The sequence below is a fragment of the Streptomyces sp. NRRL F-6492 genome (assembly GCF_001280125.1).
Taxonomy (GTDB): domain Bacteria; phylum Actinomycetota; class Actinomycetes; order Streptomycetales; family Streptomycetaceae; genus Streptomyces.
Window position 1 is genome coordinate 18,185 of sequence record NZ_LGEG01000267.1, and the last position, 13,229, is coordinate 31,413.

The 13,229-nt window shown below is 71.6% G+C and carries 12 protein-coding genes and 1 tRNA gene; 11 read left to right on the forward strand and 2 right to left on the reverse strand.

Annotated features, from left to right (window positions below):
* Positions 1-246 precede the first annotated feature (246 nt).
* Positions 247-759, forward strand: a complete 513-nt coding sequence (locus ADL08_RS31735) for a YwqJ-related putative deaminase (RefSeq protein WP_053649129.1) — start codon at positions 247-249, stop codon at positions 757-759.
* Positions 760-769: 10 nt separating this feature from the next.
* Entirely contained in the window at positions 770-1,258 is a 489-nt protein-coding gene (locus tag ADL08_RS31740) for an SUKH-3 domain-containing protein (RefSeq protein ID WP_053649131.1), read from the forward strand.
* Between the two features lie 22 nt (positions 1,259-1,280).
* On the opposite strand, the gene ADL08_RS31745 is transcribed toward ADL08_RS31740, so the two are convergent.
* Entirely contained in the window at positions 1,281-2,591 is a 1,311-nt protein-coding gene (locus ADL08_RS31745; protein WP_078968522.1) for a sensor histidine kinase, read from the reverse strand.
* 130 nt (positions 2,592-2,721) lie between these two features.
* Here ADL08_RS31745 and ADL08_RS31750 point away from each other — a divergent pair, with 130 nt between their 5' ends.
* The 7 genes from ADL08_RS31750 (at position 2,722) to ADL08_RS31780 (ending at position 8,394) form a co-directional block, all read left to right on the forward strand.
* Positions 2,722-3,579: a hypothetical protein gene (locus tag ADL08_RS31750; RefSeq protein ID WP_053649134.1), complete on the forward strand. Its 858-nt coding sequence runs from the start codon at positions 2,722-2,724 to the stop codon at positions 3,577-3,579.
* A 29-nt stretch (positions 3,580-3,608) separates the two neighbouring features.
* Positions 3,609-3,680: transfer RNA gene (locus ADL08_RS31755), tRNA-Gln, on the forward strand.
* Between the two features lie 108 nt (positions 3,681-3,788).
* A complete protein-coding gene (gene glmU, locus ADL08_RS31760) occupies positions 3,789-5,237 on the forward strand; it encodes a bifunctional UDP-N-acetylglucosamine diphosphorylase/glucosamine-1-phosphate N-acetyltransferase GlmU (protein ID WP_053649136.1) in 1,449 nt (482 codons plus the stop codon).
* Between the two features lie 119 nt (positions 5,238-5,356).
* Positions 5,357-6,331, forward strand: a complete 975-nt coding sequence (locus ADL08_RS31765; RefSeq protein WP_030216703.1) for a ribose-phosphate diphosphokinase — start codon at positions 5,357-5,359, stop codon at positions 6,329-6,331.
* A gap of 244 nt (positions 6,332-6,575) precedes the next feature.
* Positions 6,576-7,202 (forward strand): 50S ribosomal protein L25/general stress protein Ctc, encoded by a 627-nt coding sequence (locus tag ADL08_RS31770; RefSeq protein ID WP_053649138.1) that lies wholly within the window; start codon positions 6,576-6,578, stop codon positions 7,200-7,202.
* 112 nt (positions 7,203-7,314) lie between these two features.
* Complete coding sequence (gene pth / locus ADL08_RS31775; RefSeq protein ID WP_053649140.1) at positions 7,315-7,911, forward strand: aminoacyl-tRNA hydrolase; 597 nt, start codon at positions 7,315-7,317, stop codon at positions 7,909-7,911.
* 39 nt (positions 7,912-7,950) lie between these two features.
* Positions 7,951-8,394 carry a hypothetical protein gene (locus ADL08_RS31780; RefSeq protein WP_053649142.1) on the forward strand — a complete coding sequence of 148 codons (444 nt, stop codon included), beginning with the start codon at positions 7,951-7,953 and terminating at the stop codon, positions 8,392-8,394.
* A 111-nt stretch (positions 8,395-8,505) separates the two neighbouring features.
* Here ADL08_RS31780 and ppc read toward each other — a convergent pair whose 3' ends face one another.
* Positions 8,506-11,247, reverse strand: coding sequence for a phosphoenolpyruvate carboxylase (gene ppc / locus ADL08_RS31785; RefSeq protein ID WP_053649144.1), 2,742 nt, complete (start codon positions 11,245-11,247; stop codon positions 8,506-8,508).
* 256 nt (positions 11,248-11,503) lie between these two features.
* On the opposite strand from ppc, the gene ADL08_RS31790 reads away from it, so the two are divergent.
* Positions 11,504-12,487 (forward strand): acyl-CoA desaturase, encoded by a 984-nt coding sequence (locus ADL08_RS31790; protein WP_053649146.1) that lies wholly within the window; start codon positions 11,504-11,506, stop codon positions 12,485-12,487.
* Positions 12,484-13,170, forward strand: a complete 687-nt coding sequence (locus tag ADL08_RS31795) for a TetR/AcrR family transcriptional regulator (protein ID WP_053649149.1) — start codon at positions 12,484-12,486, stop codon at positions 13,168-13,170. Before ADL08_RS31790 ends, ADL08_RS31795 begins: the two co-directional genes overlap by 4 nt.
* Positions 13,171-13,229 lie beyond the last annotated feature (59 nt).

Here is a 13,229-nt window from a genome sequence, read left to right on the forward strand (position 1 = left end):
CGCTGACTGCTACTGACAGCCGGGACGCTGCCCGCCGCCGACTGATGCCGCACAGCCTATGCGCTGCCACAAGAGGCCGAACCGGCCCGATCCCACGGTGACCAAACGTCACGGCCCCATGACAGCCACACCATGATTCCGACACACCGAGAGCACGTTTGGGCGCCCCAGCTTCCCCATATGGCTCCCCATTTGGCAGGCTGTCCACGCAACTCGGGGGGATTGCAGGAGGGGAAGACCAGCACCATGAACACAGCAACGACGCCCACACAGGGTGACCCACGCCTCAACTGGAGCAGCAGCGCCGAGGCAGGCCGCGCACCCTTACTGCGTCACCGCCGCGACGGAATCCTTCCCACCGTCGGGGCCGCCCTCTCCGTCCGCGGCGAGACCCTCACCGGCACCGCGGGCCGCGGCGACCGCCCGCCCGCCCTGCACCCGCTCGTCCAGGACTTCCTGGACACCCTCACCAGCGGCCAGCGGGAACGGTTCACCGGACGATGTCCCGAGGCCATCCTGCTGTCCCGGCACCTCGCCGCCACCGAGGGCGGACGCTCCCGACGGGCCCAGCGCAAACCGCTCACCCCCGGCGAGGCCCGCCGCTCCCTCAAGCACGCCAAGCTCACCGCACGGCACATCCGCGAGGACGGCGACCCGCTGCACGGAAGCTACGCACCGCCCTGCCGCTCCTGCACGGCGATGCTCGCCCACTTCGGCGTCCGCGCCGTCGACCCCACCACGCCTGTCGAGAACGGCTGACCGCACCCCCATGCCCGACCACAGCACCACCCGCTTCCCGGTCAACGTCGACGCCGCCCTCCGCGAGGCCGGCTGGCAGCCCGGCCGCTGGGACATCAAACTCGCCGAGGAGTGGGCCGACGCCCTGCGCGCCCACGTCTCCCCCGCCGGCCACCGGCACAGCGTCTTCCCCGCCGCCGTCGAGGCCTGGGCCGAATTCGGCGGCCTGCGGATCACCGCGCCCGGCCACGGCCGGCAGATAGCCCCCGCCGCCGTCCGCTTCGACCCGCTCGCCGGCCTCCACCTCTCCCGCACCCTCGCGGACCTCGGCCGCGCCCTGGAGACCGAACTCGCCCCCCTCGGCGCCGAGGGCGACCACCAGGCCGTCCTGGCGATGGACGCCGAAGGACGCGTCTACAGCCTCGACCACGCGGGCGACTGGTACCTCGGCAAGGACATCGACGCGGCCCTCTCGGCCCTGGTCACGGGGGCGCAGCCGACGCGCCTGACGGCGGGGTAGGACCCGGGAGCCGGACGGAGGGCTACGCCTTCTCCGGCTCCCGCACCGGCAGCACCGCCGACACCTTGAAACCGCCCGCGTCCGTCGGACCGGACACGAACGCGCCGCCCAGCCGGGACACCCGCTCCCGCATCCCGACCAGCCCGTTCCCCCCGCTCGGCAGACCGGCGCCGGCGGCCCCCGCGTCCGAGGGACACGGACCGTTCTCCACCTGCATCGCGACCTCCGCCCCCCGGTGCGCCAGCCGCACCACGACCTCGGCGCCCACCGCGTGCTTGTGGACGTTGGTCAGGGCCTCCTGCACCACGCGGTACGCCGTCCGCTCCACCTCCGGCGGATACGCGCACACCTCCCCCATCACCAGCAGCTCCACGACCACCCCCGCCAGCCGCGACTGCTCGCACAGCGCCTCCAGGGCGTCCAGCCGGGGCCCGTCGTCGGCGGCGGCCTCGGCGGCGGCGGCGGCGGCCCGCCCGACCGCGGCCAGCGGCACCGGCGCGGGGGCGGCGGGCACGGCCCCCTCCCGCAGCACCCCGAGCATCTCCCGCAGCTCCGTCAGCGCCTGCCGCCCCATGTCACCGACGAGGGCCGCGTTCTTCACCGCCTTCTGCGGGTCCTTCAGGGCCACCGCCTGGAGCGCGGCCGCGTGCACCACCATCAGCGACACCCGGTGCGCGACCACGTCGTGCATCTCGCGCGCGATCCGGGTCCGCTCCTCCTGCCGCGCCCACTGGGCCTGCTGCTCGGCCCGGTCCGCGAGGAGCGACAGCTCCTGCTCCAGACTGTCGGCCCGCTCCCGCAGGCTCTCCATGAGCCGGCGCCGGGCCCCTATGTAGAGGCCGAGGAGGAGCGGCGGCGCGTTGAGCCCGAGCGTCAGGAGGAGCGCCATGCCCGGCACGTACCAGCTGCTCGTCTCCAGGCCGGCGCGGACGACGTCCTGCCGCAGCGAGACCACCGTCACGACGAACACGGCCGCCGTCGACATCGCGGCCAGGACGGCGGTGATCCGGCGGGGGACGTCGGAGGCGGCGAGCGTGTAGAGGCCGACGATCCCCATCAGGAAGCCCATCTCGGCGGGCGCGACGGCGATCGACACGAGGACGACCGCGATGGGCCAGCGCCGGCGCACCACCAGCGCGGAGCCGACGACCAGCCCGAACACCACCCCCACGGGCACGGGCAGCGCGGCCTTCTCCGCGAAGCCGATCCCCTCCAGCCCGCACTCCAGCGCGGACACGACCGCGAGCCCCACGTCGAGAACGGCGCTCCGCCGTCTCCCCCACCACCGGTCCCCGACGCCCACGGCGTCCCGATCTGCCCCCGTTACGGTCATGCCCACCACCCTACGGGCGGCCCCGGTCCGGGCACTCCTCCCGTCAACACCACGCACACCAGTCCCTCGAACTGTTGAATCGGCAGGGTTTTCGACTTCGGGTGTCCGCGGTGCGGACGACGGTGTTCGCATGACGACCGAGACGAGTCGGTACGCCGACTTCGAAGCCCTCCGGGAACGGGCGGTCGCGCTCCGCCGCGAAGGTCTCAGCCTGCGGCAGATCCGCGACCGGCTGAAGGTGTACAACAACGACCTCCTCCACCGCCTGGTGAAGGGCGAGCCGCCGCCGGAGTGGACCAGGCGCCCCAACGCCAAGGACGACCTCCGCGCCCGCGCCCGCGAGCTGCGACTGGAGGGCAGGACCTACGACCAGATCCAGGCCGAGCTGGGCTGCTCGAAGAGCTCGGTCTCGCTGTGGGTGCGCGACCTGCCGAAGCCCGAACCCCGGTACACCGAGGAGGAGCTCCGGGCCCGGATGAACGCGGGCCTCGCCCGCCTGCGCGAGACGCGGGACGAGGAGCGACGGGAGACCAAACGACTGGCGCGCGAGTCCGTCGGCGCCCTGTCGGACCGGGAGCTCTTCATCGCCGGGGTCACGCTCTACTGGGCCGAGGGCGCCAAGGACAAGTCGTACAGGCGGCGCGAGGTCCTCCAGTTCATCAACAGCGACCCGGACGTCATCACCCTCTACCTGCGGTGGCTGGACCTCCTGGGCGTCACGCCCGACCGTCTGCGCTTCCGGGTCAGCATCCACGAGAGCGCGGACGTCGCGGAGGCCGAGAGGTTCTGGGCGGAGCTGGCCGGGGTCGACGGCTCGACGTTCCGGAGGGCCACCCTGAAGCGCCACAACCCCCGGACCGTCCGGAAGAACACCGGGGAGGCCTACCGGGGGTGCCTCGTCGTCTACGTGACGGGAGGCTCGGAGCTTTACCGTCGCATGGAGGGGGCCTGGTGCGGCATAGTAGAGGCCGCCGGGGCACGAGACTGACGACTTGTCCGTTTTGGCCCTATACGCCATCCCCTGTGGTGTAATTGGCAGCACTGGGGCTTTTGGTGCCCTATGTCCGGGTTCGAGTCCTGGCGGGGGAGCTGTGCGTCGCGGGTCCTGGCCTCCACGGTCAGGACCCGCACTCATGTCCGCCCCCCGACCCCCCGGTATCCTTCGTGCGTCCACCACCCAAAGCCGAAGGGCATCCCGTGAGCGCCAACAGCCCGGCAGCCGTCGTCGTCCTCGCAGCGGGTGAGGGCACCCGCATGAAGTCGAAGACCCCCAAGGTCCTGCACGAGATCGCCGGACGTTCGCTCGTCGGGCACGTCGTGTCCGCCGCCCGGGAGCTGGAGCCCGAGCACCTCGTCGTGGTCGTCGGGCACGCCCGGGAGCAGGTGCGGGGGCACCTGGAGGAGCACTACGCCGGCACCCGGACCGCCGTCCAGGAGGAGCAGAACGGCACCGGGCACGCGGTGCGGATGGCCCTGGAGGAGCTGGGCGAGGCGCCCGAGGGGACCGTCGTGGTCGTCTGCGGCGACACCCCGCTGCTGTCCGGCGGGACCCTGCGGGCCCTGGCGGACACCCACGCGGCCGACGGCAACGCCGTGACCGTGCTGAGCGCCGAGGTCCCCGACTCCACCGGTTACGGGCGGATCGTGCGGGACGCGGCGACCGGCGCCGTGACCGAGATCGTCGAGCACAAGGACGCCTCCGACGAGCAGCGCGCGATCCGGGAGATCAACTCCGGCGTCTTCGCGTTCGACGGGAAGCTGCTCGCCGAGGCCCTGGGCCAGGTGCGGACCGACAACAGCCAGGGCGAGGAGTACCTCACCGACGTGCTGTCGATCCTGCGCGAGGCGGGTCACCGCGTGGGCGCCTCCGTGGCCGGGGACCACCGGGAGATCCTCGGGATCAACAACCGGGTGCAGCTCGCCGAGGCCCGGGGGCTGCTGAACCGGCGCCTCCTGGAGAGCGCGATGCTGGCCGGCGTGACCGTCGTGGACCCCGGTTCGGTGTTCGTGGACGTGACGGTGACCTTCGAGCCGGACGCGGTGGTCCTGCCCGGTACGCAGCTCCTCGGTGCCACGCACGTCGGCGAGGACGCCGTGGTGGGCCCGAACACGCGGCTCAAGGACACCACCGTCGGCGCGGGCGCGCGGGTGGACAACACGGTGGCGGATTCGGCCACGGTCGGCGCGGGCGCCTCCGTGGGTCCGTACGCGTATCTGCGTCCGGGCACGAACCTCGGCCCGAAGGCCAAGGCGGGCACGTACGTCGAGATGAAGAACGCGACGATCGGCGAGGGCACCAAGGTGCCGCACCTGTCGTACGTGGGCGACGCGACGATCGGCGAGTACACGAACATCGGCGCGGCGAGCGTCTTCGTGAACTACGACGGCGAGGCGAAGCACCACACGACGATCGGCTCGCACTGCAAGACGGGGTCGGACAACATGTTTGTGGCTCCCGTCACGATCGGGGACGGCGCCTACACGGCCGCCGGGTCCGTGATCACGAAGGACGTGCCGGCCGGTGCCCTGGCCGTGGCGCGGGGCCAGCAGCGGAATATCGAGGGTTGGGTCGCGCGGAAGCGGCCCGGCAGTGCCGCCGCGCAGGCTGCTCAGGTCGGCTCGGAGGGGTCCGTCGGCGAAAGCTGACCGGAAACAGGTGCGTCGAACTCGGCGTACCGTGATACGTGCACACAAATTCGGCTGGTTCGCTCACGCGCACGGGAGCGCGGATCGCGGCCAGGGAACACGTCTGAGGAGACAGTGCTGTGACCGGGATCAAGACGACCGGCGAGAAGAAGCTGATGCTCTTCTCCGGCCGCGCCCACCCCGAGCTGGCCGAGGAGGTCGCGCACCAGCTGGGCGTCGGCCTCGTTCCCACCAAGGCGTTCGACTTCGCCAACGGTGAGATCTACGTCCGCTTCCAGGAGTCGGCCCGTGGTGCGGACTGCTTCCTGATCCAGAGCCACACGGCTCCGATCAACAAGTGGATCATGGAGCAGCTGATCATGATCGATGCGCTGAAGCGGGCCTCGGCCCGCAGCATCACCGTGATCATCCCGTCGTACGGCTACGCCCGTCAGGACAAGAAGCACCGCGGTCGCGAGCCGATCTCGGCGCGTCTGGTGGCGGACCTGCTGAAGACGGCGGGCGCGCACCGGATCCTGACCGTGGACCTGCACACGGACCAGATCCAGGGCTTCTTCGACGGTCCGGTGGACCACCTGTCGGCGCTGCCGGTGCTCGCGGACTACGTGGGTGCGAAGGTCGACCGCTCCAAGCTGACGATCGTCTCCCCGGACGCGGGCCGCGTGCGGGTCGCCGACCGCTGGTGCGACCGGCTGGACGCGCCGCTGGCGATCGTGCACAAGCGGCGTGACAAGGACGTCGCCAACCAGGTGACCGTGCACGAGGTCGTCGGTGACGTGAAGGGCCGCGTGTGCGTCCTGGTGGACGACATGGTGGACACGGGCGGCACGATCTGCGCGGCGGCGGACGCCCTGTTCGCGCACGGTGCCGAGGACGTCATCGTGACGGCGACGCACGGCATCCTGTCGGGTCCGGCGGCCGATCGTCTGAAGAACTCGAAGGTGAGCGAGTTCGTGTTCACGGACACGCTGCCGGTTCCGGGTGCCCTGGAGCTGGACAAGATCACGGTGCTGTCGATCGCGCCGACGATCGCGCGCGCGGTGCGCGAGGTGTTCGAGGACGGTTCGGTGACGAGCCTCTTCGAGGAGCACTGAGCCTCCGGCGGGTCGTGAACGGAAGGGCCGTCTTCCCTCCGGGGGGAGGCGGCCCTTCCGCGTGCCCGGTTGATCCATTTGGGCGGCTGGGGAGCGGCGGGTAGACTGCCGGGGTTGCTCGGCGAGGGAGGCCGTACCCGTAGGGGTTCACGGCGGTCCGTTATCGACGCGCTCTTCGTAGCAGGCCATCGCCAGTCGTGGCCGGGTGACTTCGTCTTCCGTCACCTTCTACGAGGAGTGCCACATGTCCGAGGTCAAGATCGCCGCCTCCGCCCGTTCGGAGTTCGGCAAGGGCGCCGCCCGCAAGATCCGTCGTGACAACAAGGTCCCCGTCGTCCTCTACGGCCACGGCACGGACCCGGTCCACCTGACCCTCCCGGGCCACGAGCTGCTGCTCGCCCTGCGTACGCCGAACGTCCTGCTCGCCCTCGACATCGACGGCAAGGGCCAGGAGCTGGCGATCCCGAAGGCCGTGCAGCGCGACCCGCTGAAGGGCTTCCTGGAGCACGTCGACCTGATCCTGGTGAAGCGCGGCGAGAAGGTCACCGTCGAGGTTCCGGTCCAGGCCGAGGGCGAGCTGGCCGCCGGCGGCAACCTGCTGGAGCACGTGCTCAACACCCTCTCCGTCGAGGCCGAGGCCACCCACCTGCCCGAGTCCTTCTCGGTCTCCGTCGAGGGCCTGGAGGCCGGTGCCTCCGTCCTCGCCAAGGACATCGAGCTGCCGAAGGGCACCACCCTGGTGACCGACGCCGACGCCGTCGTCCTCCAGGTCCTGGCCGCCCAGGCCGAGGAGCCGGCCGCCGAGGGCCAGGCCGTCGAGGCCGCCGAGGGCGAGGCCGTCGAGGCCGCCGCCGAGGGCGACGAGGCCTGAGCCTCGGGCTCTGCCTGATGTGACGGGGTGACGGGCCGTGGGGTCCGTCGCCCCGTTTCCCTTGTACGGGTACGGATGTAGCGGGTTGAGGACACGAGGAGACCTGACGCACATGACGGACGACGTCGACGCCCCCTGGCTGATCGTCGGCCTCGGCAATCCGGGGCCCGAGTACGCGGCCAACCGCCACAACATCGGCTTCATGGCCGTGGACCTGCTCGCGGAGCGGATGCGCGGTTCGTTCAAGCGGGCGCAGAAGGCGCAGGCGCAGGTCGTGGAGGGCCGGATGGGTCCGCCGGGGCCTTCGAGCCGCCGGGTGGTGCTGGCGAAGCCGATGTCGTACATGAACCTGTCGGGCGGTCCGGTGACGGCGCTGCGCGACTTCTACAAGGTGCCGACGGCGCACGTGGTGGCGGTCCACGACGAGCTGGACGTCGACTACGGGGTGCTGCGGCTGAAGCTGGGCGGCGGTGACAACGGGCACAACGGCCTGAAGTCGATGACGAAGGCGATGGGCGCGGACTACCACCGGGTGCGGTGCGGGATCGGGCGTCCGCCGGGCCGGATGCAGGTCGCGGACTTCGTCCTGAAGGACTTCTCGTCGGCGGAGCGCAAGGACCTGGACTGGTTCGTGGACCGGGCGGCGGACGCGGTGGAGTGCCTGGTGGCGGAGGGGCTGGAGCGGGCGCAGTCGGCGTACAACTCCTGAGTCTGGTCATCCGGCCGTACGACTGTACGATCGCGGGTCATGACGCACGTCCGTAACGCCGCCCTGGCCCTGGTCGCCCTGCTCCTCGTCGTCGCGGGCGTGTGGGCCTCGTGGTCCTCGGCCCAGCACGTGCTGCTGGGCAAGGGGCGTGAGCACGGCACGCTGACGGTGACGGCCTGTGGCGAGGAGACGTGCAGCGGGCGCTACGTCCCGGGTGAGCCGGGTCCGGCGCGCCGGACGCTCTCGATAGGGCGTTCGGTGGCGGCGGGGCCGGGGATGACGATCCCGGTGGTGGTGAAGCCGGGCACGGACGAGGGCGTGCGGGCGGGCTGGGGCGGGGGTCTGCACGCCTGGCTGCCGCTGGGCGGGGCGCTGCTCCTTGCGGCGCCGCTGGTCGGCGGGGGTCTGCGGCTGGCGCGGACGGGGTGGTCGCTCGCGGGTCTCGGCGGGGCGCTGCTGGTGGCGACGTTCCTCACGCTCTGAGCGGTAGCGGTAGCGGTACGCCTTCGCGCTTCGGGCCGCGTACGCGCGGGTACGGGGAAGCCCCCGCCGGAAGGGGTTCCGGCGGGGGCTTCGTCGTGTCCGTGCGGGCGGTCAGCCGGTGTTGCGCAGGCCCGCCGCGACGCCGTTGACCGTGAGGAGCAGGGCCCGCGCGAGCAGCGGGTCCGGGTCCTCCTCGTTCTCGGCGGCCGCGCGCTGGCGGGCGAGGAGGGCGACCTGGAGGTAGGAGATCGGGTCCAGGTAGGCGTCGCGGATGGCGAAGGTCTGCTGGAGGACCGGGTTGGAGTCGAGGAGCTTCTCGCCGCCGGTGATCTTGAGGACCTCGGCGACGGTCAGCTCGTGTTCGGCGCGGATGGCGTCGAAGACGTGCTTGAGGTCGTCGGGGACGAGGGTGTCGACGTAGTGGCGGGCGATCCGCAGGTCCGTCTTCGCGAGCGTCATCTCCACGTTGGAGAGGAAGTTGCGGAAGAAGTGCCAGTGCTCGTACATCTCGGCGAGGACCGGGGTGCCCTCCTGCTGCGAGCCGCCCTCGCGCAGGGCCTTGAGGCCGGAGCCGACGCCGAACCAGCCGGGGACGATCTGGCGGGACTGGGTCCAGCCGAACACCCAGGGGATGGCGCGGAGTCCGTCGAGGGAGACGCCGGAGCCGGGGCGGCGCGAGGGCCGCGAGCCCAGGTGCAGGTCGGCGAGCTGGTCGACGGGGGTGGAGGCGAGGAAGTACGCCGGCAGGCCGGGGTCCTCGACGAGCTTGCGGTAGGCGGTGTGGGCGGCGTCGGAGACGGTGTCCATGGCCGCGTCCCAGCGGGCGAGGGCCTCGTCGGACTGGCGCGGCGCGGTGTGCAGGGCGGAGGCCTGCAGGGTGGCGGCGACGGTCAGTTCGAGGTTCTCGCGGGCGAGGGACGGGATGAGGTACTTGTCGGAGATGACCTCGCCCTGCTCGGTGACCTTGATCTCGCCCTCCAGGGTGCCCCAGGGCTGGGCGAGGATCGCGTCGTGGGAGGGGCCGCCGCCGCGGCCGACGGTGCCGCCGCGGCCGTGGAAGAGGCGGAGGCGGACGCCGTAGCGGTGGGCGACGTCGCGCAGGCGGCGCTGGGCGCGGTGGATCTCCCACTGGGAGGTGGTGATGCCGCCGAACTTGGAGGAGTCGGAGTAGCCGAGCATGACCTCCTGGACGTCGCCGCGGAGCGAGACGAGGCGCCGGTAGGAGGGGTCGGCCAGCATGTCGTCGAGGATGACGTCGGCGGCCTTGAGCTCGTCGGTGGTCTCCAGGAGCGGCACGATGCCGATCTTGGCCCAGCCGCCGTGCAGGTCGATCAGGCCGGCCTCGCGGGCGAGGACGGCGGCGGCGAAGACGTCGTCGGCGCCCTGGCACATCGAGATGATGTACGACTCGACGACCTCGGGGCCGAAGCGCTCGAAGGCCTCCTTGACGGTGTGGAAGACGCCGAGGGTCTTCTGTCCGGCGGCGTCGAGGGGGGCCGGGGTGGGGGCGAGCGGGCGGCGCGAGCGCAGCTCCTTGGCGAGGAGCTTCTGCCGGTAGTCGCGGGGCATGTCCGCGTAGCGCCAGGACTCCTCGCCGAGGCGGTCGAAGAGCTGGCCGAGGGCGTGGTGGTGGGCTTCGGCGTGCTCGCGCACGTCCATGGTGGCGAGCTGGAGGCCGAAGGCGGAGAGGGTGCGGATGACCCGGTCCATGCGCCCGTCGGCGAAGAGGGCGCCGCGGTGTTCGCGCAGCGAGGTCTGGATGAGGGTGAGGTCGTCGATCAGCTCGGCGGTGCCGAGGTAGTCGCGGCCGTCCTGGTGGGCGGTGCCGGTGGCGAGGCGCTCGCGGGTGTTGACGAGCTTCTGCCGGACGCAGGTGGCCTTGAGGCGGTACGGCTCCTCGGCGTTGAGGCGCTTGTAGCGGGGGCTGATCTCCGGGAGGAGGTCGAGGTCGCGCTGGAGGGAGTCCAGGAGTTCCTGGGTGGCTCCGGTGTAGCGGATGGAGTTGGAGAGGAGTCCGCGCAGGAAGTCGACCAGTTCGAGGGCGTCGGTGATGCCGTGCTCGTGCTGGAGGATCAGGACGTCGCGGGTGACCTGGGGGGTGACGTTGGGGTTGCCGTCCCGGTCGCCGCCGATCCAGGTGCCGAAGGTGAGCGGGCGGGTGCCGGGGGGCAGCTCGATGCCGACGCGCTCCAGCTCGGCGGCGAGGTCCTCCAGGACGTCGCCGACGGCGCCCGCGTGCAGTTCGTCGAGGTAGTAGATGGCGTTGCGGGCCTCGTCGGCGGGCTCGGGGCGGACCACCCGGAGTTCGTCGGTCTGCCAGATGAGGTCGATGTTCTCGGCGAGGCGGAGGTCGGTGCGGCGCCGGTCGGACCGGTCGACCGGGGTCTCCAGGAGGGCGGCGATCCGGCGCAGCTTGTTGAGGACGGAGCGGCGCGCGGCCTCGGTGGGGTGTGCGGTGAACACGGGCCGCACGTTGAGGTTCTTGACGGTCTCGCGGACGTGCTCGGGGTCGCCGTCCTTGAGCATGTCGACGGTGCGGGCGAGGAGGCCGCCCTCGGCGGCGCGCTTCTCGCGGAGCTCGCGGCCGCGGTGGACCTGCTCGGTGACGTTCGCGAGGTGGAAGTAGGTGGAGAAGGCGCGTACGAGCTTGGCGGCCGTCTCTAGTTCGACGCCGCGGAGCAGTTCGGCGGCGGCTTCGCCGTCCTCGCGGGTGAGGCCGCGGACGCGCTCGACGAGGTCGAGGAGTTCGTGGCCCTCCTGCCGGACGAGGGTCTCGCCCAGGAGGTCGCCCAGTCGGCGGATGTCGGCGCGCAGCTCGGTGCTGGCGGTGGGGGTCTGGTCGGCACTGCTCACAGGTGCGGCTCCTTGCAGTGTTTGAGCACGTCTGGAGGTGTTCTGGAGGCTTGCGGACCGCGCTGTCCGACGCACCAAGGATAGGTGGCCGTCCCTCCGGTGGCGGCCGGGGCCCTCTTGTGCCCTCTTGCCGCGCGCCACGACGCTGCCATACTTAACTTACGACACCGTAGGTTACGGAGCCGTAGCCACGGGATTGTTTCCGTGCGCGTTTCCGCGCGCGTCACCCCTTTCCCCTCACTCCCCAGGGAGACCCATGACCATGAGCCCCGAAGTGACCTCCGCGCCCGGGGCGCCGGACGGCACCGGATCCCTGCCCTCCGCCACGCTGGGCGGCGACAGCAAGGGTTCGGTCGAGCAGGTCGCCCTGCTGCTGTTCATCACGGTGCCGTTCGTGGCGCTGCTCGCGGCGGTGCCGCTGGCGTGGGGCTGGGGGGTGAGCTGGCTGGACCTCGGTCTGATGGTGGCGATGTACTTCATCGGCTGCCACGGGATCACGATCGGTTTCCACCGCTACTTCACGCACGGGTCGTTCAAGGCGAAGCGGCCGCTGCGGATCGCGCTCGCGGTCATGGGTTCGCTGGCGGTGGAGGGGCCGCTGGTGCGCTGGGTGGCGGACCACCGCAAGCACCACAAGTTCTCGGACGCGGAGGGCGACCCGCATTCGCCGTGGCGGTTCGGCGAGACGGTTCCGGCGCTGATGAAGGGCCTGTGGTGGGCGCACATCGGCTGGATGTTCGACGAGGAGCGGACGCCGCAGCACAAGTACGCCCCCGATCTGATCAAGGACCCGGCGCTCCGGGCGATCTCGCGCCAGTTCGTGCTGTGGACGGTCGTGTCGCTGGCGATCCCGCCGCTGGTGGGCGGTCTGGTGACGTGGTCGTGGTGGGGCGCGTTCACGGCGTTCTTCTGGGGCTCGCTGGTGCGGGTGGCGCTGCTGCACCACGTGACGTGGTCGATCAACTCGATCTGTCACGCGGTGGGCAAGCGTCCGTTCAGGTCGCGCGACCGCTCGGGCAACGTGTGGTGGCTGGCGGTCCTGTCGTGCGGCGAGTCGTGGCACAACCTGCACCACGCGGACCCGACGTCGGCGCGGCACGGGGTGCTGCGCGGCCAGGTCGACTCCAGTGCGCGGCTGATCCGCTGGTTCGAGAGGGCGGGCTGGGCGTACGACGTGCGCTGGCCGGCGAAGGAGCGCATCGAAGCCCGCCGCCAGAGCGCGTCCGCAGACGCGGCATGATGGAAGACGTGGCGATCGAGGGCAGGACCGGCAGCACCGGCAGTGGCGAGCAGAAGCCCCGGCGCGGGCGCCGGGTGCGGATGACGGGCGCGGAGCGCCGGGAGCAGTTGCTCGACATCGGACGCACGCTGTTCGCCGCGAAGGGCTTCGAGGGCACGTCGGTGGAGGAGATCGCGGCGAAGGCCGGGGTCTCCAAGCCGGTGGTGTACGAGCACTTCGGGGGCAAGGAGGGGCTGTACGCGGTCGTGGTCGACCGGGAGATGCGCCAGCTCCTGGACGGGGTGACGGGGGCGCTGACGGCGGGGCATCCGCGGGAGCTGCTGGAGCAGGCGGCGTTCGCGCTGCTCGACTACATCGAGAACTACACGGACGGGTTCCGGATCCTCGTGCGGGATTCGCCGGTGGCGCAGTCGACGGGCACGTTCGCTTCGCTGATCAGCGACATCGCCACGCAGGTGGAGGACATCCTGGGCCTGGAGTTCAAGGCGCGGGGGTTCGATCCGAAGCTGGCGCCGCTGTACGCGCAGGCGCTGGTGGGCAGTGTGGCGCTGACGGGCCAGTGGTGGCTGGACGTGCGCAAGCCGAAGAAGGCGGAGGTCGCGGCGCACCTGGTGAACCTGGCGTGGCACGGTCTGGACGGTCTGGAGCAGAAGCCGCGGCTGATAGGGCACCGGAAGAGCTGAGGACCGGCGGGGACGGGCTTCCCGGCGCGGGGGCGGGGAAGCCGGGACCAGGCCGGGGG